At 32.1% G+C, this 23,265-nt stretch carries 18 protein-coding genes; 3 read left to right on the top strand and 15 right to left on the bottom strand.

What is annotated here, in order from left to right; translation table 11 throughout:
- Positions 1 to 101: 101 nt before the first annotated feature.
- The 11 genes from ACIQ06_RS12230 to recR form a co-directional block, all read right to left on the bottom strand.
- Positions 102 to 5,942 (bottom strand): hypothetical protein, encoded by a 5,841-nt coding sequence (locus ACIQ06_RS12230; RefSeq protein ID WP_396146693.1) that lies wholly within the window; start codon positions 5,940 to 5,942, stop codon positions 102 to 104.
- Positions 5,943 to 6,331: 389 nt separating this feature from the next.
- Complete coding sequence (locus ACIQ06_RS12225; RefSeq protein WP_396146691.1) at positions 6,332 to 7,123, bottom strand: acyltransferase; 792 nt, start codon at positions 7,121 to 7,123, stop codon at positions 6,332 to 6,334.
- Entirely contained in the window at positions 7,113 to 8,051 is a 939-nt protein-coding gene (locus tag ACIQ06_RS12220; RefSeq protein WP_396146689.1) for a glycosyltransferase family 2 protein, read from the bottom strand. Before ACIQ06_RS12220 ends, ACIQ06_RS12225 begins: the two co-directional genes overlap by 11 nt.
- 3 nt (positions 8,052 to 8,054) lie before the next feature.
- On the bottom strand, positions 8,055 to 8,423 hold the full coding sequence (locus ACIQ06_RS12215; RefSeq protein ID WP_396146687.1) for an EamA family transporter: 369 nt from the start codon (positions 8,421 to 8,423) through the stop codon (positions 8,055 to 8,057).
- 5 nt (positions 8,424 to 8,428) lie between these two features.
- Positions 8,429 to 9,475 carry a dTDP-glucose 4,6-dehydratase gene (rfbB, locus tag ACIQ06_RS12210; RefSeq protein WP_396146685.1) on the bottom strand — a complete coding sequence of 349 codons (1,047 nt, stop codon included), beginning with the start codon at positions 9,473 to 9,475 and terminating at the stop codon, positions 8,429 to 8,431.
- A 24-nt stretch (positions 9,476 to 9,499) separates the two neighbouring features.
- Positions 9,500 to 10,777, bottom strand: a complete 1,278-nt coding sequence (locus ACIQ06_RS12205) for a nucleotide sugar dehydrogenase (protein WP_396146683.1) — start codon at positions 10,775 to 10,777, stop codon at positions 9,500 to 9,502.
- 24 nt (positions 10,778 to 10,801) lie between these two features.
- On the bottom strand, positions 10,802 to 12,193 hold the full coding sequence (locus tag ACIQ06_RS12200) for a UDP-glucose 6-dehydrogenase (RefSeq protein ID WP_396146681.1): 1,392 nt from the start codon (positions 12,191 to 12,193) through the stop codon (positions 10,802 to 10,804).
- A 5-nt stretch (positions 12,194 to 12,198) separates the two neighbouring features.
- The gene (locus tag ACIQ06_RS12195) at positions 12,199 to 13,179 is read right to left on the bottom strand and encodes an SDR family oxidoreductase (protein WP_396146679.1); all 981 of its coding nucleotides are present in this window, start codon (positions 13,177 to 13,179) and stop codon (positions 12,199 to 12,201) included.
- A 3-nt stretch (positions 13,180 to 13,182) separates the two neighbouring features.
- Entirely contained in the window at positions 13,183 to 15,642 is a 2,460-nt protein-coding gene (locus ACIQ06_RS12190) for a polysaccharide biosynthesis tyrosine autokinase (protein WP_396146677.1), read from the bottom strand.
- A gap of 11 nt (positions 15,643 to 15,653) precedes the next feature.
- The gene (locus tag ACIQ06_RS12185) at positions 15,654 to 16,439 is read right to left on the bottom strand and encodes a polysaccharide biosynthesis/export family protein (protein WP_396146675.1); all 786 of its coding nucleotides are present in this window, start codon (positions 16,437 to 16,439) and stop codon (positions 15,654 to 15,656) included.
- Positions 16,440 to 16,511: 72 nt separating this feature from the next.
- Positions 16,512 to 17,132, bottom strand: a complete 621-nt coding sequence (gene recR / locus ACIQ06_RS12180; protein WP_396146673.1) for a recombination mediator RecR — start codon at positions 17,130 to 17,132, stop codon at positions 16,512 to 16,514.
- Between the two features lie 144 nt (positions 17,133 to 17,276).
- On the opposite strand from recR, the gene ACIQ06_RS12175 reads away from it, so the two are divergent.
- Together ACIQ06_RS12175 and ACIQ06_RS12170 are read left to right on the top strand one after the other, a co-directional pair.
- Positions 17,277 to 18,815, top strand: coding sequence for a sodium:solute symporter (locus tag ACIQ06_RS12175; protein WP_396146671.1), 1,539 nt, complete (start codon positions 17,277 to 17,279; stop codon positions 18,813 to 18,815).
- Between the two features lie 2 nt (positions 18,816 to 18,817).
- A complete protein-coding gene (locus ACIQ06_RS12170; protein WP_396146668.1) occupies positions 18,818 to 19,462 on the top strand; it encodes an alpha/beta hydrolase in 645 nt (214 codons plus the stop codon).
- A gap of 238 nt (positions 19,463 to 19,700) precedes the next feature.
- Here the strand turns inward: ACIQ06_RS12170 and ACIQ06_RS12165 are convergent, their stop codons facing one another.
- A complete protein-coding gene (locus ACIQ06_RS12165) occupies positions 19,701 to 20,066 on the bottom strand; it encodes a CoA-binding protein (RefSeq protein ID WP_298119834.1) in 366 nt (121 codons plus the stop codon).
- A gap of 100 nt (positions 20,067 to 20,166) precedes the next feature.
- Between ACIQ06_RS12165 and ACIQ06_RS12160 the strand changes: the two genes are divergently transcribed.
- A complete protein-coding gene (locus ACIQ06_RS12160) occupies positions 20,167 to 20,790 on the top strand; it encodes a MarC family NAAT transporter (protein ID WP_396146701.1) in 624 nt (207 codons plus the stop codon).
- Positions 20,791 to 20,867: 77 nt separating this feature from the next.
- Here ACIQ06_RS12160 and ctlX read toward each other — a convergent pair whose 3' ends face one another.
- From ctlX to ACIQ06_RS12145, 3 genes are all read right to left on the bottom strand, one after another.
- The gene (gene ctlX / locus ACIQ06_RS12155; protein WP_396146666.1) at positions 20,868 to 21,806 is read right to left on the bottom strand and encodes a citrulline utilization hydrolase CtlX; all 939 of its coding nucleotides are present in this window, start codon (positions 21,804 to 21,806) and stop codon (positions 20,868 to 20,870) included.
- Between the two features lie 62 nt (positions 21,807 to 21,868).
- On the bottom strand, positions 21,869 to 22,237 hold the full coding sequence (locus ACIQ06_RS12150; protein ID WP_396146664.1) for a four helix bundle protein: 369 nt from the start codon (positions 22,235 to 22,237) through the stop codon (positions 21,869 to 21,871).
- Between the two features lie 50 nt (positions 22,238 to 22,287).
- On the bottom strand, positions 22,288 to 23,202 hold the full coding sequence (locus tag ACIQ06_RS12145; protein WP_396146662.1) for a dimethylarginine dimethylaminohydrolase family protein: 915 nt from the start codon (positions 23,200 to 23,202) through the stop codon (positions 22,288 to 22,290).
- Positions 23,203 to 23,265 lie beyond the last annotated feature (63 nt).

The following is a 23,265-nucleotide window of genomic DNA, read 5'->3' as shown; positions in this document are numbered from 1 at the left end:
GGTCTTTTATCTATAGAAAAATAAACTAAAGCACTGTATTACAAAGAAAAAGCGCTATTAATCAAGTAATAGCGCTTTGTATTGGAGTAAAATTAACCTAATTAATTTACATATTTTTTAGTAATCATAGTCCCTTCTATTGAAGTAATTTCAATAAGTAGTACTTGATTAGTTGAACCAACATTAAAAGAAGTTTTATTAGCATTAATAGCTTCTTTTTCAAGTAATAACCTTCCTCTAATATCAAATACTTTAATTGATTTCATAATAGTTTTACCTGAATCGACATGAAGATCTTGATTTGGTTTATAAACTATAACATCATTAGCATTAAATGAAAACGAATTGATATTTAAAGCTTGGTTGCGATAAACTAGAACAAATCTTTCATTAAAAGTTCCTGCATCAGCTCGGAAAGTGTAAGATGACTGTTTCAAATCATGTATGATATCGAGTGCTTTGTCTTTTAAATAGATATTTTGATTAAGAAACAATCCATCAAAGTCGTATAAATTAATTGTAAAACTTCCTGTAGTTGCAGCATAAAATCCTAAAGGCACCTCATCTAAATCTGAAAATGGTAAAGAACGACCTTGTATTGACAAAGTAGTAGTAGAATTTGCTAAAGAATATAAAGCAACTGAATTCCCTACATTTAGATATTCACCATCATAACCTCTATCAATTCCCATTGTTGCATTGGTAGCATAGCCAACTAAGGTTTGTTTGTAACTACCTTGCTGGTCCACAACATCTAACCAAATTCTATGTTTCTCTGAAACCACTGTTTCTGACGTTGATGGGTTCAATGGTGATTGCATTCTAAAAAACTGGTTATTGTCTCCAACAATTCTCATAGCGTTTGAGAAAGTTGCTGAACCATTAGACAATGCTTTAATAAAGAATCCTTGTCCTGAAGCAATTTTGCCATTAGGAACTGATGAGTTTACACCAGTATTTGGCGCAGAACTAGTTCCTGTTCCTCCCAAATAATTGTAAATAGCATAATCATTAGAAGTATATTGACCTGCCGCAATTGGCGTATTGTGAGTCCAAAAATAAATAGTAGCATCTACTACTCCAACATTAAGAGGATCTGATAAAAACAAATCTGCATTAACCGCACTTGGATATGGATTTCCTATTAAATTAAAATCACTTGCTGAAACTAACACAGGACTTGTAACTATTCCATTGTTTGGCACTCCAACGAAACTTCCGTTATAAACAGTTGTTGTAACTAGATTATATGAAAGAGGAGCTCTTACCAAATATCCTTTACCTACAATCATACTGGAAGCCGCAGCTACATTAGACCAATTAGCTATGGTTGGATTAAAAACAAAAAACTTATCGGTTGGCGTTAATGGAGAAAAAGTAGACAATACTTGATTAGCAATTGGAGAAGACCAATAAGTATAATCAAATCGTCTCATAGGCATTGCCGAACGTCTGTAAGTTATGTTTCCAGTATTTATTGAAGCATTATTAACTTGAACTAAACTTGCATTATTATTAAAAATTAGAGAGCCGCCACCGACAACAACCACATCGTTGGTTACTACTAAAGAGTGATTAGCGTTAAAGGTTACAGCACCTGAATTTATTCTAACAGAACAAGCAAATAAATCTCCTGATGAAGTATAATTCCCAGCAAATATTGCACGTGTTGTGGCATTTGGCGGACCATTGCTCCAGGTAGTTCCATTCCAAGTGGTATTATAAAAAGCAACAAATACTACATTACTATATAATTGACTACAAGCACCACTTCTAATTACTGCTCTAAAATAACGAATGGTAGTAAAAACACCCATTTGCGCTGGTGTTAATATTGTTGTTGTGTTTGCAATATTAGTTAAACCTGATGTAAACGCAGCATCATTGGCATATTCCCAACGCAAAATAGAACCAACACTACCTGTTAGAACCAAATTGCTTGCTGGAACTCCTGTACAGATAGACTGATCACTTGAAAGTACACCTGCAACTGTTGGAGGAGAAACCGTTACTGTATTTGTAACAACTCTCAAACATCCGTTAGAACCAGTTAAAGTTGCTGTATAAGTTATTGAATTAGTTGGTTTTGAATAAACAACACTTGCTGGTGTACCTGCAACATAAGGCATAGTTGCTGCTGCATCAGAATACAAATCTGTAATTGGTGTCCATGTTAAAGCAGCTGAAAGTGTTCCAGATACTCTTACATTATCTAATGCCCAACAATAACCCCAATTTGACTCATAATTAAATCGGATTTTTAAATCTGGCATACCTAAATAAGCAACTAAATCAACAAGCACATTAGAAAAAGCTGATGGGCCACCTTGCAAAACGGTATAAGACCTTAAATTTGTCCAAGTAGCTCCATTATCAGATGTAATTTGTACTTCAAATTTATCAAAAGCAATGGCATTAATATAGTGAAAAAAACTAAGATTGGCAGAAGTAAATCCTGCTAAATTAAAAGAAGGCGATGTTAATGTTGTTCTAGTAACTGTTCCAGCTGTACCACTTTGCGAATCGGAATTTGCTAAATAAAATTGCGAATTATCATTACTATTAAAAGTAACATTCCAACCAAAACCATTAATATAGTTATATCCACTTGGTCTTAAAGTCCATTGAGAAGCATTAGTGTCTCCACCTGTTGAAGTATTAGCAACTACCCAATTGTTAGTTGGTGCATTAAAGTTTTCATTAATTAAAATAGCAGGAGTAGCAATACTAGTACTACCAAAAAGTGGCTGAATAGTTCCTTCACATATTGATGGATTAACAGGAAGGATAGACACTATTGGAGGCGCTTGATTTACATTAATTGTTATTGAAGCTAAGTTTCCGCAAAGACTTCCAGAAGTTTGATTAGCTAACAATAAATATGTAGTTGTTACTGTAGGATTAAAAGTAAAGCCTGAAACAACATTTCCAGAAACACCTGTAGCTGGTGACCACACTAAACTATCATAAGCTCCTGCTCCAACTACAGTTACAAGTGAAGTTGTTTCATTTTCACAAATAGTTAAAGAAGTTGTACTTAAGCTCAAAGCTGGTGGAGAAGTAACTGTTGCAGTAACTGGTACTCTTGCTGATAGACATTCAGTTGTGAATTTCCAATTGTAAGCTCCTAAATTAAAATTACCATCAACACTATTACCGTCGATACTAGCCACAGATGAAGTATATGGATAGGCTGCGTTTGTAGTATTCATTCTCAATCCAGAGGCTGGCAAAGTACTAAAATACAAATTATACATCCCTGGAATTAAAGTATAATTCATATTGATTTGTTGAAGTGTATTCCCTCCAGAAACAGTAGTTGTAAAATTAAAACTTGCAAGTGTAATATTAGATGAATTTCTTATCACCAATTGACCTGATTGTCCAGATGCAATTGGAAAAATATCTACCGATTGTAAGGAGGTATTTGAATTAACTGTAAAATTTACAAAGCCTTGATAATTTTGAAGTCCTTTCACACCCAATTGAGTGTTTGGATTGGATGGTCCTAACTTTGCTATTGCACCAAAAGCTCTTGCTTCTGCATAATAGGTTGTTGTTGTACTTAAAGCTGGAGTAGCAAATGTGTTCCCTGAGGCAACTTGAGCACCTCCAGATAAAGCGTCAAACCAACGAATTGCAGAACCAGCACTAGGATTAGCTACCAAACTTACAGTTCCATATCCACATCTCGTAACAGGAACAGTTGATACTACTAGAGGAGGCGAACACTCTGTATTGAAAGTTTCTTCCATTGACCAAATACTCTTATCGGAACTTGAACAATTACCCCTAAGCCAAACCCAATAACTTGTACTTGGGTTTAATCCAGTAAGATTTAATGTTGTAATACCTGCACCAACTGATCCTGTAGCTACGGTAGCTATAGTTGGTGGCGTTGCTGTAGTTGAAAGAAAATATTCATATCCCAATGCTGGTGGTGCTGTTGAAGGAACCCAATTAAGAGTGACAGTTGTAGCTGTGATAGCAGAAGAGACAACCTCAGTAGGCTCAATACAAGATGGTGATAAAGTTACACTAATATCATCAATGGCAATATAGGTCTGATTGGCTATACTATATCCTCTGTATCCTATATAAAAAATACCTGAACTAACTGGCGTAAAATCTATCTGAGTGGTTTCATAGAAACTATTATCAATTCCTGTTAACGTAGTTAATGTATTGGTCATACCTGCCACTGACTGGCTAGTACCATAAAAAACAGCCAAATTCTCTGAATTAGAACTTGTATTTCCTGTATTATAACTAAATTTTAGTCGGTAAGAAACGCCAGCTGTTAAATTCAAACCTGGCAGAAAAAACCAATCATTCATATCACTTGTTATGTTCTTATCAATTTGAAATGAACGAGGCGCTGATGCAAAATTAACTGTTTGTGTTCTCCATTGATTAGTATCGGCATTAATGTTTAAAACAGAAAAACATGTTGGAGCCGATCCAACTGGTGTGGAATCAAAATTTTGCACATAAGGAATAGTATAAAAGCCACATGTTGTTGCAACCGTTATGGTGTTACTATTTACAATACAACCTGGACCAAGCGCTCTTACTCTGTAATAGTAGGTTGTAAATGGCAACAAACCTGATATATTAAGTGAGGTTGTTGCTGAACTCAAAAGTAAATTATTATAACCTGGTAGAAATGTTGCAAAAATGCTACTTGTTGATATATCAATTGCATATCCTGTGGCACCAGCTACAGCTAACCAATTTGCAGTAAAATCATTTCCTCCTACTGCTGTTGCAGCCGAAGCTGTTGTAGACTGAAAACAGGTTGTTGCTGAACCAAAAAGTGGATTTGTCAAATTATAAAATGGTCCGCCAGCACATTTATCATTATAAGAAATAACCCAATAATAATAAGTTGTACCTGAGGTTAATCCTGTTTGATTGAACGTTAATAAATTAGAATTAGCAACCACTCTATAAATTGGAGCTGTTCCATAATTAAAACCTACAGAGTATGTATTTCTATTAATAAATGTTGCTGATGTTGGCGGTGTATTTACTGTGCTTCTAACAATTAAATATTTTGAAGGTGCAGGTGTTGCAGCTGTAAAAGTATTACCTACAAAAGAATTGCTAGTAATACTTGTTCCACCAATAACTAAATCTGTTGGTTGACTTGGCGGAGTTACACAAGGTGGACCAGGCACATACAAATATTGAAATCCAAAAGGAGGATATGCTGCTGAATTGGTAAAAAGTGTATGTGTATTTACCGTACCATTTATAGTTGCCCCAGTTACATCCCAAAGCTGATTACTTCCTTGAAAACGATTAAAAACATTTCCTTGTGCAATATCATTATTTTGTCCTCTCAAACCTACTTGGACATTTACCGTTAAAGCAGAAAGAGATGTATCACAATTACCATACAATATAAGTATTTCATTAGAAGTTTCTGACAAGCGAATTTGAAAATCAAAATCACCAACAGCTGTCTTTCTATTTGCATTAGTCCATTGCACTACAAAAGTTCTATTGGGTGATGTACCTTCAGTTGCATAAACTATATCTGCTGGATTAGTTGCACTTGAAATTAAATCGGTACCTAAGGCACAAACAACACCTCCACTAGTTGCTCCATTATATGCTGTATTGTCTGATAAAGGAACATAATTAGTCGCTGATGGAGTAACAGTTCCAAAGGTTATAAAACCATTTGGACTAATATAACATTGTGTAAAATTGACACTATCATAAGTAAAAGTAAAACCCAACGGGACTTGAACTGCCGCTTGATTATCCCATGGTGCTACGAAAGCATTTGTTGTAGCTCCAGATAATGGAGTGTATCCAGTAACCGATTGTGTTAGAGTGTAAGCATTTACCTGAGCTTGAGTTTTGTTTATTCCTAACAGAACCATCAAAACGGCAAGGAGAGTAATAAATGTAGTTTTTTTTCTATGCAACATCAGTGTTTATGTGACTTTTTATATTATTTGCTCAATTTTTTTTAAAGCTAACTATTTGACTATAAATATAATTAGATATTTTAATCGACTAAAATAGTACATTTTCTTTCACTGAAAATACAACTATGCAAGTATTCGATAATAAGCAATAATAATCGACGAAATACGCATATAAAAAAATGGCAAACTGTTTTGAAAATAAAATATAAAAAATAAGCAAAAAGTTTTAAAAAAAATCTGTACAATAAATTAATTAGGATTTCAATAATATAAAACCTTATATATATATGTATATTTCCCTATATTTTCATAAGATTAAAACATTACAAATGTAAAGTTTAACTAAATAGTGTTTATTAATTGGCTTTTGAAAATGAATAAATATAAATTTATTTTGGGGTAAACTTTCCTCTTGCTGGAAGCAAAAATTTCATAAAACTGATTTCTTCTTCTGAAAGTCTTTTTGTATAAGTTCTATCGGAAACGTTAAAGTAAGAAACGAGTTTATTATCAATATCAATTTCTCTTTCATCACTAATAATTTTAATTGAGTTAGAATTAGGATTCCATTCTCTCAGATAATTATTCATTTTTTTAAATTTTGTTTCCGTAGAAACTTCTAAAAATTGAAAGCCAATTTTATCAGAAATTGATTTAGCAGGTGATCCAGCATAAATTTCATTAAAAGCCATATCCTTAGTTATAACAGAACCAACCATAGCCATTGATTTATCTTGTGCAACAATTGGTGAAACAATACAATGCCCAACGAACCAAACATCATTCCCAATTACCATTGGTTTCTCAGTTAAAAAACGACAACCTTCTAAAGTATCCCCATATTTTATGTGACTCCAAATTTGAGAATGTGCACCAATTCCACAATTATTACCAATCGTTGTACCTCCGATAGAATCAATAATACAATATTGACCAATCCAGGCATTGTGACCAATGTGACATGGTAAATATCCATGAATATTGGTATCATGCTGAATTTTAGAGTAATCTCCAATAGAAAAATCGTCACAAATAATTTGAACGTTTTCTCCAATATAACAATTATCACCAATAACTATTCGCTTGGCATTACCATTAATTCCTCTAATTTTTGCTGAAGATTCAATAATAGAATTTCTCCCAACAATAATTTCATCTGCAAAAATATTCTTATTCATCATAATTAATTTTTTTATCTATTATAAACGATGCTCTACCTTTTGATTGATCAAAGATTTTACCAATATAAATACCAACCACACCAATAACGGTAATCAGTATTCCAAATAAAAACCAAATAGAAACCATTAGCGAACTATATCCTAAAACTAAAATTTGTCCTGCAAAATATCTAATTATCGTATAAACTCCAAAAGCAAAGGAACAAAAAGATATCAATAATCCAAATTTCACAAATAGTTTTAAAGGTTTGTTAGAAAATGATATTATTGTATTAAAAGCCAAACTAAGAAGCTTTGAAAAAGTGTAACTAGATTTTCCTGATTCACGCTCTGCATGTTCTACTTTTACAGATGTAGATGTAAATCCAACCCAATTAACAAATAGAGGAAATGACTTTATATAATCATTCATTTCATTAACTTGATGAATCACTTTTTTGTTATAAATTCCAAAATTAGCAATTGAATTATCAAATTTTGTTTCTGTTAAATAACTATATATTATAGAAAATAATTTTGAGAATAATTTTTTAAAAAAACCGTCTTTTCTGTCTCCTCTTTGGGCTAAAACTATATCATATCCTTCTTGAGTTTTTTGAAATAACTTTATGATTTCTTTTGGTTGGTCTTGTAAATCGCAATCCATTACAACAATCCACTCGCCTTTTGCAAGAGACAATCCTGCCATAATTGCAGGATGTTGACCAAAATTTCTACTCAATCGAACGCTTTTTACTTCTCTATGAAGTTTTGAAAGAGCAACCATTTTTTGCCAAGAATTATCAGGGCTTCTGTCATCAACTAAAACTATTTCGTAGGAAACCTTCATTTCAATCATTACTTTCTGAATTTCAGAAACTAATTTATCAATAATTTTTTCAGCTCTATAAACAGGACTTACTATTGAAACTTGAATTGAATTTTCCATACATTAATATTTAACAGTTACTACAATTCCAATCATTATTAAAATTAATCCTAAAAGTTTACCAATGGTATACGTTTCTCCCATAAATAAAATCCCAATTACAAAAATTAATGCTGGTGCAAGACTCATAAATGGATAGGCTTGGGTGATTTCAAACTTTGTCATAGCTGCCATCCAAAATAAGGAAGCAACAAAAGCAGAAACAAATCCTGAAAATATAAATGGATCGAGTACTAATTTTATCAAATAAATCATTTTATCCCTAAATCCTTCAGGAAGAATAACTTTCAAACCTGTCAATCGCCATTTTAACACAATTTGACCATAAACTGTAAAAAACAAGGTACCAAATATGTATAGATAGGGATTCATAAAATTTAGTTGTATTGTTTGTCGTAATACTTTTGATATTCGCCAGAAGTAACATTTTTCAACCAAGTTTCATTAGCCAAATACCAATCGATAGTTCGCTCTAATCCTTGTTCGAATGTTACAGATGGTTTCCATCCCAATTCCTTATTGATTTTGGTAGCGTCAATTGCATAGCGCAAATCGTGTCCTGGTCTATCTTTTACATAAGTAATCAATTGTTCAGAAGTTCCTTCAGGACGACCTAATTTAGAATCCATTTGAACACATAATAATTTTACTAAATCGATATTTTGCCATTCGTTAAAACCACCAATATTATAAGTCTCATGATTTTTTCCTTCGTGAAATACTAAATCAATAGCTACTGCATGGTCTTCTACAAACAACCAATCACGAGTATATTTTCCGTCTCCATAAACAGGAAGTGGTTTGTTATTGATAATATTATTTATAAAAAGCGGAATCAATTTCTCTGGAAAATGATAAGGCCCATAATTATTGGAACAATTTGTAATTACATAAGGCAATCCATAAGTTTCTCCATAAGCTCTAACGAAGTGATCAGAACTTGCTTTAGAAGCAGAATAAGGAGAGTTTGGATCGTAACTTGTTGTTTCAGTAAATAAACCTTCAGCACCAAGAGAACCATAAACCTCATCGGTAGAAATATGGTAGAATCGTTTACCTTCAAAGTTGTCTTTCCAAATGGTTTTAGCAGCATTTAGAAGGTTCATTGTTCCGATGACGTTGGTTTTTACAAAACTCAAAGGATCTGTAATAGAACGATCAACATGTGACTCAGCCGCCAAATGCAAGACACCATCAAATTGATGCTCAGCAAACAAAGCATTGATAAAATCAGCATCTACTATATCGCCTTTTACAAAAGTGTAATTGGGAGCGTTTTCTATATCAGCAATATTTTCAAGATTACCAGCATAAGTTAACGCATCAAGATTATATATGTGATAATTAGGATATTTATTAACAAATCGTCTTACAACGTGTGAACCAATAAATCCTGCTCCGCCTGTGATTACTATTTTTTTCATATTTATGCTGAATATATTTAAGTATTATAATTTACCATCAATTGAACATTTCAAAACTCCTTTTACATCATAAACAACAGAGTTTGGGTTTTTAAATTGTTCCAAATCTATATTTAAAAATTCATTGTGAGCAACGCCTAAAACTATGGTATCATATTTATCAGTAGGCAAGGTTTCTGTTGTTTCTAACCCATATTCATGCTTAACCTCACTTGGATTGGCCCACGGATCATATACTGATACTGTTATTCCATAATCTTGTAATGATTTGATGACATCTACTATTTTAGTATTTCTCACATCAGGGCAATTTTCTTTAAAAGTAATTCCCAACATCAATAACTTAGAGTGATTTACAGGAATACGCTTTTTAATCATAAGCTTAACAATTCTAGAAGCAACATATTCACCCATACTATCATTAAGACGTCTTCCTGCCAAAATTATTTCAGGATGATAACCTGCTTCTTGCGCTTTTTGAGCTAAATAATAAGGATCAACACCGATACAATGTCCACCAACTAAACCAGGTTTAAAATTTAAAAAATTCCACTTTGTACCGGCTGCTTCAAGAACAGCTTGAGTATCAATATCAAGAATATTAAAAATTTTAGCCAACTCATTTACAAAAGCAATGTTGATGTCTCTTTGAGAGTTCTCGATTACCTTGGCCGCTTCAGCAACTTTTATTGAAGGAGCTAAATGTGTTCCTGCAGTAATAACCGATTTGTATATTTCATTTACTTTTATACCTATTTCTGGAGTTGAACCGGCTGTAATTTTCAAAATCTTATCGACAGTATGTTCTTTATCTCCTGGATTAATTCGTTCTGGAGAATAGCCTGCAAAGAAATCAACATTAAATTTCAATCCGCTAACACGTTCTAATACTGGAACACATTCTTCTTCTGTAAGTCCAGGATAAACTGTAGATTCATAAATAACAATATCTCCTTTTTTAAGAACTTTACCAACTGTTTCGCTTGATTTATATAAAGGAGTTAAATCAGGTCGATTGTATTTATCAACAGGAGTTGGAACGGTAATTATGTAGTAATTACAATCTTTAATATCTTCTAATTGAGTAGTACAAAACAAACCTACTTTACTCAATGGTTTTTCAACAAGTACAGATTGCAACAATTCTTTTTCAATCTCAAGAGTAAAATCATTTCCTTTATTAAGTTCTGATACTCTATTTTGATTTATATCAAATCCTACGACTGGGTATTTGGTCGCAAACAATCTAGCTAGCGGTAATCCAACATATCCTAACCCTATTATACCTATTTTTATATCCATTTAAAAGTGGTTTACAATTAAAATTTACGAACCTATTTCTTGGTAAATAAAACCTATTTCTTTAATTTTATTTGCATCTAATAAATTTCTACCATCAAAAACAAAAGCTGGCTTTTGCATACTATCGTAGATTTTTTGCCAATCATAAGTTTTGAATTCATCCCATTCTGTCAATATCGCGATAGCATGAGAATTGGAACAAGCTTCATAAACATCTTTGAAAGACGTTACATGCTTTCTATTTTGCTCGTCAGTTCGTGTCTCAAGATAATTCAAATCGGAAATTACTTGCTTATAATCAACTTTAGGGTCATAAACTGCTATTTTTGCTTGTTCATTAATCAAATCGTCAGCAACATAAATAGCTGCTGATTCACGAGTGTCATTTGTGTCTTTTTTAAATGCCCATCCTAAAAATGCAATCTTTTTATCGGCAATAGTATTGTATAAAGTACTTACTATATTTTTAGAAAATCTTCTTTTTTGGTGATCGTTCATGATAATAACTTGTTCCCAATAATCGGCAACTTCATTTAATCCGAAAGATTTAGAAATATAAACCAAATTTAAAATATCTTTTTGAAAACAAGAACCTCCAAATCCTACAGAAGCTTTCAAGAATTTTGGACCAATTCTACTATCCATACCAATAGCTCTGGATACTTCATTTACGTTAGCACCAGTTTTCTCACAAAGCTCAGACATTGCATTAATAGAAGAAACTCGTTGTGCTAAAAAAGCATTAGCTGTTAATTTAGACAACTCTGAAGACCAAACATTAGTAGTTAAAATTCTTTCTTTTGGAACCCAATTAGCGTAAACTTCAACTAAAGATTGAATAGCTCTTTGACCTTCTTCTGTTGTGTCACCACCAATAAGTACACGGTCTGGACTCAATAAATCTTCAACTGCTGTTCCCTCTGCCAAAAATTCTGGATTGGATAATATTTGAAATTGCACTCCATTACCTGTATTATCTAAAATACTTTTAATAGCCTCAGCAGTTCTTACTGGTAAAGTTGATTTTTCAACAACAATTTTATCAGTTTTTGAAACTCTTGCAATTTGTCTTGCGCAAAGTTCAATATACTTTAAATCGGCTGCCATACCTTTACCAGAACCATAAGTTTTGGTAGGTGTATTAACCGAAATAAATATGATTTGAGCTTCTTCAATTGATTTATCAACTTCTGTAGAGAAGAAAAGATTTTTCCCTCTTGAGTGTGCAACAATATCTCCAAGACCTGGTTCATAGACAGGAATATTGTCTACATTTTCGTCATTCCATCTTGCAATTCTTTCTTCATTTAAATCAACAACAGTGACTTTAATATGTGGACATTTTTGTGCTATAACTGCCATTGTTGGTCCACCAACATAACCTGCTCCTATGCAGCAAATATTTGTTATTTTCATTCTATTTATTTTAAATGATTCCAATACCATTCCACTGCTTCTTGTAATCCCAATGAAAAGGAATATTTTGGATTATAATTTAGTAATCGTTTCGCTTTTTCTATACTTGCCAAAGAGTGTGGTATATCTCCTACTCTATTAGCACCATAAACAATTGATACTTCTGAAATTGAAGCATCATGTTTTGATAAATTTTCTTTCAATAAATTAACCATCTCATTAAGAGTTACTCTATCACCAAATGCTGTATTATAAACTGTGTTAAGTGCCTCTTTATTTTGTGTTGTCATTGCCAACTCATTCATTTGAATCACATTATCAATGTAAGTGAAATCTCTAGAATAGGTTCCATCCCCATTAATCACTGGGCTTTCGTGACGCATAAATTGCATAACAAATTTCGGTATAACAGCAGCATAAGCTCCATTTGGGTCTTGACGCCTCCCAAAAACATTAAAATACCTCAATCCTATTGTTTCTAACCCATAGGTTTTACTAAACACGTCAGCATACAATTCATTTACATATTTAGTAATTGCATAAGGTGAAAGCGGTTTTCCAATTACCTCTTCTACCTTTGGCAAAGCCTCTGAATCTCCATATGTAGAAGAACTTGCTGCATAAACAAATCTCTTAACTCCATTATCACGAGAAGCGACCAACATATTTAAAAAACCTGTAACATTAACTTCATTACTTGTGATTGGATCTTGTATAGATCTTGGCACAGAACCCAAAGCTGCTTGATGAAGAACAAAATCTTTTTCTTTAGTAGCTTTTAAACAAGTTGTTAGATTTCTTATATCACCCTCAATTAATTCAAATCTATCATTAGATAACAAATGTTCAATATTATGTTTATGTCCAGTTGCAAAATTATCCAAACAAGTTACATGGTATCCTTTATTTATAAAATAATCGCACAAATTAGATCCTATAAAACCAGCACCTCCTGTAATTAATATTTTTTGAAAAGTATTACTCATTATTTATTTTTTCTTTTGAAAAATACTTTTATACCATTTTACTAAAACATTTCCTGATGGTTCTTCTTCGTGATATCCGTTAGAATAAGCACCATAACCATAGCCATAACCGTAACCATATCCAGCACCATATTTAGCTTTGTTCTCAAATCCATTTAAAACAATACTAACATTGTGCAACTCATCTCTTTTAACCCTATTATTCAACAAGTTAACCATTTCTTTTTTAGTGAAATTTTGACGCATTACATATAATGTTACATCAACATAACTTGATAATTCTACCGCATCAGTTACCAATCCAACTGGTGGCGTATCGAGAATAACATAATCGTATTTTTCTTTTAATTCCTCCATTAACTCACTCATAGTTTCACCCATAATAAGTTCGGATGGATTTGGTGGTATTGGCCCAGATGTTATAACATCTAAATAAGGAATTTTTGTACTTTGAGTAATCTCTTCTAATGTTGATTGACCAATTAAATAATTAACTGCACCAATATTATTCTTAAGATTAAAATCGTCAAAAATCTTAGGTTTTCTTAAATCTAATCCTACAATAACTGTTTTCTTTTCACTTAATGCAAATACCGTTGCAATATTGATTGAACAGAAGGTTTTTCCCTCACCACTGACGGAGGATGTAAGCATTAACACTTTACTTCCAGAAACTTTTTGTTTTTTATACAAAAATTGGAGCGAGGATCGAATTGCCCTAAAGGATTCTGATAATGCTGATTTAGGTTTTTCAAAAACAGATAAATTTGTGTCAGTATGCTTCATACCAACAACCCCAATAAGTGGAATATTTGTTAATGAACTAATATCATCTGTATTTTGTATAGCGTTGTTAATAAAAAATATTAAAAACACAATTAACAATGGGATTATTAGACCAGAAAATATGGCGATAATATAATTTACACCTGTTCTTGGACCAATTAAACCACCACCTATGTCTTTTGCTGGATCAATAAATTGTACATCTGATAAATTTGCTGCTTTAACAATTTGAGCCTCATTTCTTTTTTGTAGAAAAGCATCAATTACACTATTACTAAGATTAAATTTTCTCATTATTTTGAGATAATTTTGGCTGTCTTCTGGTAATTGTCTTATGTTACTTTCTGCTTGACTCATTTTGTTTCTCACTTGAGAAGATTCAAATTGGATAGCTGCTTTTGCTGCACTAATATTTTCTAATAAAACTTTCTTTACAGCAGAAATTTCATTGTCAATATTGTCAAACATTAATTCACTTTTTACAGAATAGGCCATTTCTGATCTTCTTACAGAAAGTGTTATTAAATCGGATACGTTTTTAAGAATATTTGGATCTTCAATTCCAGCTACTGATGGTGCTGGCAACTTGGAATAGTCACTACTATTTCTTAAATAACCACTTAACGTATTGTAATAGTTAATTTTTCTATCAACTCCATCTTTAATTATGTCAAGTTCAGTTATCTGGCTTTGGTATGTTTCTCCTCTTCTTTCTATTTCTACAATATTCTTATCTCTACTAAAATCCTTTAACTCATTATTAGAATCCCTTAAATCACCTTCCATAAGAGTCAAAGTCGTGTCAATATATTTTATAGTATTTTCTGCAAATAAGTTTTTACTCTCTAATTGTTTCTTCATCAACATTCTAACGGTTGCATTGAGATAATCAACAATTCTAGCTTTATTTGTTCCTTGCATTGACAACTTCAATATGGAACCTGCCTTTTCATCAACAGCTACTTTTATGTTTTTATAATTAGAAACAACATCATCAAAATTATTCATCTTGACAATATATTTATCATTTGTATATTTCCCAGGATTATCTTTTATTTCAACAACACAATTCAAGAAAGGAAGATTAATTCTTTGCCCAACTTTGTAATTTTTAATAAAATCACCACTAACAACTGATTGAACATCTTTGGCATTGGTATTATAATTTATTACAGAAGCAGAATTTGATTTAAAATTAACTTTTAGCTGATATTCGGATGGAGACACAAAAACTATTTGAATTGGCACACCAAGCAATTGATTTTTAGATTTATCGATTTTTACAAAGAAAGGTGTTGAACCATAAACATCTTTTGTATAATATTTTTGTTCTTGTTGATAGTCTATGAAAAAATCTAACTTATCTACAACTAATTCGTTGTGAGATCGAGATTTTAGTGTAGTTGCAATTGTTTGCACTTGATCTGAAGTTCCTCCCCAATTGAAAACTAAACTTGTATTTGAAGTAAACAACGGATTCTCTTGTTCTTTGACAGCAATTGTAGTATCGAGAGAATAAATTTTTTGCTTTCTTATATTTATTTGATAAGCAATTGTCAATGCAACTGCCAATCCAAATATGAACCATTTCCAATAACTACCAGTTTTTATTAAAAATCCTTTAAAGTCAAAGCTATTTTGGTTTTCAAAAAAAGAAAAATCTTTTATATCTAACATTATTGGTGATTTTAGTTTTTAAGTAATAAAAAAGTGGTGGTTGCTAATGATAAAATAGTTATGATACTTCCTAAAGATTCTATACCTGTCTTACCCGTACCCCAAGTTTTTTGTTTCAATGGTTTTATGTAAATATAATCGTTAGGCTGAAGATAATACACATTTGATTTCATAGCATTAGCATCCGTCAAATCAATTTTGAATGTTTCAGCTCCTTGAGGAAATTGTCTAATGACTACTACATCTTTTCTATCGCCGGTAACTGTAATATCTCCAGAATTAGCTATTGCTTCAAGTATATTAACTTTATCTTGATACAATATTTTGGAACCTGGATTCACAACTTCACCATTAACTGTATATCTGAATCCAGCTAACTTTACATTAACAAAAAGTTGGGCTTCTTTTTTGAAGTAATCTTTTAAAAGTTGTTCTTCAATTTTTTTTCTAACCTCTTCAACAGTAAAACCTAGAACATTTACTTCACCCAATATTGGAATTCTAATATTACCATGATCGTCAATAGTATAACCATTAAAAAATAATGATTCAATAGTTGGAGATAATTGTGCTCTACTAGAATTATTAAACATCTCAACAAGTCTTTCATCAAATGCTTTTATAGTAACATTTAATATATCATTGGTCTGAAGCCTGTAGGGCTTAATGTTAGAAGCTACAACAGTAGATGAATCAGTATTTCCTTTATTCTGTAAATAAATCAAATCTTTTGTAGGTACACATGAGGTAAATACGATTCCAATAAAAAATAATATATAGAGTATTCTGTAGTTCATTATCAAAAATAATTTAGCAAACAAAGATAGTTTTTCAATTGTAAAAACAAAAAAGTTAGAATAGAATATTGACTAATTATTTTTCAAAGAATTCTCAAACGGAACTCTTTGTAAAATACTTCTTCCTAAAGTGACCTCATCGGCATACTCTAATTCGTCGCCAACCGCTATTCCTCTTGCGATTGTAGAAGTTTTTATATTATAATCTTTTATTTGTTTAAAAATATAAAAATTGGTAGTGTCACCTTCCATTGTAGAGCTTAAAGCAAAAATTATTTCTTCAATCGCACCTAATTTTACTTTTTCAACTAAAGAATTGATATTCAATTGACTTGGACCGACACCATCAATTGGAGAAATTTTCCCACCAAGAACGTGATAAATTCCTTTGAATTGGTTCGTATTTTCTATCGCCATAACATCTCTAACGTCTTCAACAACAGAAATTATTTTATGATTTCTTGAAGCATTCGAGCAAATTTCACAAACATCAATGTCAGAAATATTGTGGCAATTTTTACAAAATTTAATTTCATCTCGCATTGAAGTTAATGCCTGCGATAAAAAATGCGTTTGCTCACTCGGCTGTTTCAATAAATGCAATACCAATCGCAAGGCAGTTCGCTTACCAATTCCTGGTAATTGCGCCATTTCGTTTACCGCTTTTTCGAGAAGTTTTGATGAAAATTCCATTTGGCAAAAGTAACAAAATAGATTTTTAGATTATTAGATTTTTGGATTATTAGATTTGGATTTATGCTTATTCTGTCTTTTTTCTATTTTCTATTATCTTTCTTCTCAAATATTTCTATTTTAGCACAACCAAAAAAACAATTTATGTCTTCAGGAACTATTTTAGCAATTATCATTATCTATTTCGGAATTCTTATTCTTATTTCGAATCTTATTAGTAAAAAAGACAGTAGTAACGATGCTTTTTTTAAGGCAAATAAAAATTCTAAATGGTATTTGGTAGCCTTCGGAATGATTGGAACGGCGCTTTCTGGCGTAACTTTTATTTCCGTTCCTGGTGAAGTCGGAAACCCTGATTTGCAGTTCAAATATTTTCAATTTGTTTTGGGAAATGCGATTGGTTTTATCATAATTGCAACGGTCTTGCTTCCTCTCTATTATCGCATGAATTTGACTTCGATTTATAGTTACATCGAGCAAAGATTGGGCGTTGTGAGTTACAAAACTGCTGCTACAATTTTCTTGATAAGTCGCACCATTGGCTCTGCATTTCGTTTGTATTTGGTTGTAATTGTATTGCAACGTTTTGTTTTTGACGCCTATAATATCCCTTTTGCAGTAACGGTTTTAATTTCTTTAGCACTAATTTTTGCTTACACCTATCGTGGCGGATTGAAAACAATTATTATCACTGATACATTGCAAACTTTTTTCTTAGTTTCATCTGTTTTTTTGACGATTATTTTTATCTGCAATAGTTTAGATTATAGTTTTACAGAAGCTTTTGAAGCGGTAAAAAACAGTAATTACTCTAAAGTTTTCTTTTATGAAGATTACCTGAAAGGAAACTTTGTATTGAAACAAATTTTGGGAGGAATTTTTGTAACTATCGCCATGGTTGGATTAGACCAAGATTTAATGCAGAAGAATTTGAGTTGCAAAAACATTGGTGAAGCTCAAAAAAACATGTTCACGTTTACCGGAATTTTTGTGGTGATTAATATTTTCTTTTTGAGTGTTGGTGCTTTACTTTATTTATACGCTGAGAAAAACGGAATCGCTGTTCCGATGGTTGATGGTGTGAAACGTACTGATTTATTGTTTCCTGAAATTGCTTTTAATCATTTGAATATTGTCCCTGCAGTTGTGTTTTTGTTAGGATTGACTGCGGCAACTTTTGCTACAACCGATTCGGCTTTGACTGCTTTGACAACTTCTTTTTGTGTTGACTTTCTCGGAATGGATAAAGAAGGTAAAAATTCCAATAGTGAAATTCCAAATTCCAATGAAGAAATTGAAACTAGAAATAAAAAACTAGTTAAAACTAGACACTTGGTTCATGTTGGATTTTCGATTTTGATGTTTTTAGTGATAATTATTTTTAACTCGTTGAATGACAAATCGGTGGTGACGATGATTTTTAAAGTGGCTAGTTATACTTATGGTCCACTTTTAGGATTGTATGCTTTTGGATTGTTTATGAAATCGAAAACGGTTCATGACAAATTGGTTCCTTTTATTTGTGTGATTTCGCCTTTGGTTTGTTTTTTAATTGCTAAAAATTCAGCTGCTCTTTTTGGAGATTATGTAATTGATAACGAATTGATTATCGTTAACGGATTGATTACTTTTATTGGATTATTGATTATTAGCAAACCTGCAACTAGTCAGACTAAGTTTTAGGAATGGAAAATCTATATATTTTTAGTGGTCTTGGAGCTGACAAAAGAGTTTTTAAATATTTAGATTTTTCAAAATACAATGCGACTTATATTGATTGGATTAATCCGTTTGAGAATGAATCAATTGAAGATTACGCAAAAAGATTGACCTCACAAATTACTTCGGAAAAACCAATTTTAATAGGTTTGTCTTTTGGCGGAATTATGGCTGTAGAAGTTGGGAAGATTATTGAATCAAAGAAAATAATTTTAATTGCTTCCGCTAAAAATAAAAGTGAAATTCCTTTTTATTATCGACTTGCCGGATTCTTAAATCTTCACAAATTGATTCCAACTAAATTAATGAAATCATCTAATTTTTTGAGTTTTTGGTTTTTCGGAATTAATAGCAAGGATAATAAAATTCTTTTGGCTGAAATTTTGAAAGATACAGATGAAACTTTTCTAAAATGGGCGATTGATAAAATTGTAAACTGGAAGAACACTCATATCCACAAAAATCTAAAACACATTCATGGTACTGCGGATAGAATTTTACCTATTCAATTTGTAAAATCTGATATAAAAATAGTTAATGGAGGACATTTTATGACTATTGACAGATTTGAAGAACTGAATATTGTTTTAGAAAACTTGACCAAAAATTAAAATGAAAACCTCTCTAGCCCTGATTACTTCACAATTTTAATATTTTTTATTGGAGTTCAGTGAATGCTTCGCATTTGTAGTGGAAATCCTTTTATTTTGTTGCCTTCGAGAATATTTCGATAAACTCAATACAACGCCTCAGGCAACAAAATAAAAGATTGCAACGAAAAGCAGGAATTACCATCACTGATAAATCCCGAACCACTCGCTCCTGACTTCGACAAAGCTCAGTCTGACATTAATACTGATTAGTTGTCAATAAAACCAAGGTACAAGCTTCTTCTACTTTGATGGAATTGGCTTTTAGTAACTGATAAAATTCTGGGTTTTCGGTTCCTGGGTTAAAAACTACTCTTTTAGGTTTAGTTTCGATAATGTAGTTGTAATACTCGCGTTGGCGCACCGGATTTAGGTATAAAGTTACAGTATCGATATTTTTTAGAGGAATATTTTTGGTTCTGATTGAAATTCCGGCAACTTCGCCTTGATTTTGTCCGATGGCTATAACCGAATGACCTTTATCAACTAACATTGTTATGGCTTTGAAAGCATATCTTTCGGGTTTGGTGGAAGCACCAAGAACAAGTGTTTTCTTATTTTTCATGGTACAAAATTACGGATAATTGTTTTTATTTTAACTTTATGCGTTACTTCTTTATTTATCTTTGTCGAAAATTTAAACTTTTCAAAAAATGGATGTTTTCTTGAATACTTTTTTTGTTTTGCTTGGTGCGCTGTTTTCGGTATTGAATCCGATTGGTGCGATTCCGTTTTTTGTGGGTTTAACACAAGATTATAACAAGGCTGAACGTTCGCGAGTTTCCTTATTGGCCGCGATAAATGTGTGTATCATTTTGTTGATTTCCTTTTTTGTTGGTGAATATGTTTTGAGTTTTTTTGGAATTACGATTTCGGCACTTAGAATTGCTGGTGGAATTTTGATTGCGAGTTCGGGATTTGGTTTGCTAAATGCCAATCCGAAGAAGAGAAAAGGGATTAGCAAAGAAGTGGAAGAAGATTTACAAAGCAGAACCTCTATTGCATTAACGCCGCTTGCAATGCCAATGTTGGCTGGACCAGGTTCGATTTCGTTATTAATAGCATTTAATCAAGATCATAAAACTACACCTGAAATTTTGTCTTCTACACTTGCTATTTTCGTGGTTTCTCTTCTAATATTTTTGGTATTGAGAAGTGCACATTATTTGGCTAAATATCTTGGTGCATCAGGAATTGTGGCGATTTCTAGAATTGTTGGTTTCTTGACCGTTGCTATTGGTATTCAATATATTATTAGTGCGGTTTTGAGTATTATTAGAGGAATTTAATTCAATTATAAATTAAAAATTACGAATTACGAGTTTTATGATTTTCGTAATCCGTAATTTCATATTCGTAATTATTTTTATTTTCTAGGAAGAAAAACTTCTGCCATCATGCATCTTGCACTTCCGCCACCGCATGCTTCTATGGTGTCTAGGCTTGAATGAAGAATTGTGATATGTTCTTCTAATTGTGCAATTTGCTTTTTAGTTAAAGCATTATAAGCTGAAGAACTCATGATTAAGTATCTTCTTTCGTCTGCTCCTTGTAATTCTAACATGTTTCCTGCGAAATTGTTCATTTGGTCTTCAGTAATTAGAACAATTTCTTTTTCGTCAGAACGAAGACTGTCTAGAACCATTTTGCGTTCTTTTTTATCATCGATACAATCTGCACAAATTACGGCAAACGTATCTCCAATGCACATCATAACATTGGTATGATAAATCAATTTTCTTTCGCCATTAACCGTTTGAAATGCTTCAAATATGATTGGATTCAAATCGAAATCTTCGCAAAACTCTATAAATAATTCTTCGTCTGCTCTTGGAGAAAGTGCGCAGTAAGCTTTTCCGTTTTCTCTGTCTAATACGATACTTCCTGTTCCTTCAAGATAAAATCCATCATCTTCCGCAGAAGTATAATCCATAATTCCGTCATTGATTTCGTATCCTTTGGCTTCAAGAATATCTAAAATATCTTCACGTCTTTCGGCACGACGATTTTCAGCAAACATTGGATATAAAACTACATCACCATTTTCGTGAAAAGAAATCCAATTGTTCGGAAAAATACTGTCTGGCGTATCTGGATCTAAAGTGTCGTCAACAACCGTAACATCGATTCCAACCATTCTTAATTTGTTAACGAAAGTATCAAACTCTTGTTGTGCTTTTTCATTAACATTCGCTGGAGTTAATCCGTCAAGGACTTTTTGATAATGATTGTTTACGGCCGTTTGCTCGTTCATTCTAAACGCTACCGGACGAATCATCAGAATTGAGTTTGTAGTTTGATTCATTTTTTTGTTAGTTTTCTGTTGTCAGTTGTCGGTTATCCGTTAACAATCTTTGTGATTAGTTGTTAGGTTTTCCAATTGCTTTCAACATATTTTATAAAGTTAAATATTTTTGCACCTAAATTATCATAGTCAGTTATAAATCTTTCAATATCAGGAATTAAATCTTTATACAAATGTTTTATTTTAATTAAATGCCCTTTTGTTTCTAAACAACTTGAATGAGAATACACTAAGAATTTAATAAAATCTGCCTTATAACGATTTCTTCCGTAACCTTCAACTACATTTGAATTTACTGAATCTGAAGAGCGTCTAATTTGGCTTCCTAATTCATACATTTCATACTTTGGCAAAAGTAATGATGCTGGATGAACTTCATAAAACAATGCCAAACTAATTTTATAAATATCCAAATCCTGATAACTACTCATATCAACAATTTACATAGTTAATAACTGAAAACTGACAACCGATGACTTTTCTAATCTCTTATTAAAGGTAGCGTCGAACATCTCAACAATCCTTCTTGCTTTGCTATTTCAGCGTATGGAATTTCTTCCACTGTAAAACCTTGTTCTCTTAGCCAATTGTTCAATCTTGTGAAGTTTTTTTCTGAAACTACAACATCTGGTGCGATTGAAAATACATTGGAATTCATGTGATACATTTCATCTCGTGTAATGTGAAAAAGGTTTTCTTTTCCGAATAATTTTACTAAATAAACGTAATCTGCTTCTTCACGGAAACCACTTTTGTAAATAATTCCTTTATTGGTTCCAACTGGTTGAAAGCAGCAATCAAGATGAAGTGCATTGTCACGCGCTTCTAATTTAGATTTTACTAAATCAAATTCTTTTACAATTTTGTTTGGAAACAAATCTTTTATGTATTGAACTCCTTGCATATTAGTTCTTGCTGTAATGTAATCTTTATAATCAGAACCTTTGTAAGTTCCTATAAAAATATAATCATTCCACAGCATTACATCACCACCTTCAATGTGCACATCCTCTGGCGGACGAACGACTTTAGCAGGATTCATTTGGTCAATTACATATTGAATTGCATCCAATTCACGATTTCTATCAGGTAGAATATTGGCTTTTATAAAAACATCATCGATTACAAAACCAATATCTCGTGTGAAAATTTGATTGTAATTTTCAATCATTTCTGGACGAAAAACTTTCACATCATATTTTTGAAATACTTTATTGAAGGCTTCCATTTCATTAACCATATCTTCTTCAACTGGATATGTTCCTGCTAGAATGTGTTCTAATGATTTTGGATCGTAGGCTTCGTCTGCTGTTGGAGTTGGTCCGTTATTTACTGCGGAACCTAATACAACGGCTCTTAATCTTGAAGTTTCGTTTTTTACATTTAATTGTAACATATAATTTGCTTTTGGCATTTGTACAAATATAAAAAAGCTCCGTTGATTAACGAAGCTTTTGTT

This window comes from Flavobacterium sp., from assembly GCF_044341265.1.
GTDB lineage: Bacteria > Bacteroidota > Bacteroidia > Flavobacteriales > Flavobacteriaceae > Flavobacterium.
The sequence above is the reverse complement of the archived record's forward strand: the minus strand, read 5'-3'. Positions and strand labels throughout refer to the sequence as shown.

What these genes read in the sequence shown, in the direction of transcription:
- ACIQ06_RS12185 (WP_396146675.1), bottom strand. Translation starts at nt 16,439, where the DNA reads ATGAACTACAGAATACTCTATATATTATTTTTTATTGGAATCGTATTT.
- ACIQ06_RS12215 (WP_396146687.1), bottom strand. Translation starts at nt 8,423, where the DNA reads ATGAATCCCTATCTATACATATTTGGTACCTTGTTTTTTACAGTTTAT.
- ACIQ06_RS12195 (WP_396146679.1), bottom strand. Translation starts at nt 13,179, where the DNA reads ATGAGTAATACTTTTCAAAAAATATTAATTACAGGAGGTGCTGGTTTT.
- ctlX (WP_396146666.1), bottom strand. Translation starts at nt 21,806, where the DNA reads ATGAATCAAACTACAAACTCAATTCTGATGATTCGTCCGGTAGCGTTT.
- recR (WP_396146673.1), bottom strand. Translation starts at nt 17,132, where the DNA reads ATGGAATTTTCATCAAAACTTCTCGAAAAAGCGGTAAACGAAATGGCG.
- ACIQ06_RS12175 (WP_396146671.1), top strand. Translation starts at nt 17,277, where the DNA reads ATGTCTTCAGGAACTATTTTAGCAATTATCATTATCTATTTCGGAATT.
- ACIQ06_RS12230 (WP_396146693.1), bottom strand. Translation starts at nt 5,942, where the DNA reads ATGTTGCATAGAAAAAAAACTACATTTATTACTCTCCTTGCCGTTTTG.
- ACIQ06_RS12225 (WP_396146691.1), bottom strand. Translation starts at nt 7,123, where the DNA reads ATGATGAATAAGAATATTTTTGCAGATGAAATTATTGTTGGGAGAAAT.
- ACIQ06_RS12220 (WP_396146689.1), bottom strand. Translation starts at nt 8,051, where the DNA reads ATGGAAAATTCAATTCAAGTTTCAATAGTAAGTCCTGTTTATAGAGCT.
- ACIQ06_RS12145 (WP_396146662.1), bottom strand. Translation starts at nt 23,202, where the DNA reads ATGTTACAATTAAATGTAAAAAACGAAACTTCAAGATTAAGAGCCGTT.
- ACIQ06_RS12150 (WP_396146664.1), bottom strand. Translation starts at nt 22,237, where the DNA reads ATGAGTAGTTATCAGGATTTGGATATTTATAAAATTAGTTTGGCATTG.
- ACIQ06_RS12205 (WP_396146683.1), bottom strand. Translation starts at nt 10,777, where the DNA reads ATGGATATAAAAATAGGTATAATAGGGTTAGGATATGTTGGATTACCG.
- ACIQ06_RS12190 (WP_396146677.1), bottom strand. Translation starts at nt 15,642, where the DNA reads ATGTTAGATATAAAAGATTTTTCTTTTTTTGAAAACCAAAATAGCTTT.
- ACIQ06_RS12170 (WP_396146668.1), top strand. Translation starts at nt 18,818, where the DNA reads ATGGAAAATCTATATATTTTTAGTGGTCTTGGAGCTGACAAAAGAGTT.
- ACIQ06_RS12200 (WP_396146681.1), bottom strand. Translation starts at nt 12,193, where the DNA reads ATGAAAATAACAAATATTTGCTGCATAGGAGCAGGTTATGTTGGTGGA.
- ACIQ06_RS12165 (WP_298119834.1), bottom strand. Translation starts at nt 20,066, where the DNA reads ATGAAAAATAAGAAAACACTTGTTCTTGGTGCTTCCACCAAACCCGAA.
- rfbB (WP_396146685.1), bottom strand. Translation starts at nt 9,475, where the DNA reads ATGAAAAAAATAGTAATCACAGGCGGAGCAGGATTTATTGGTTCACAC.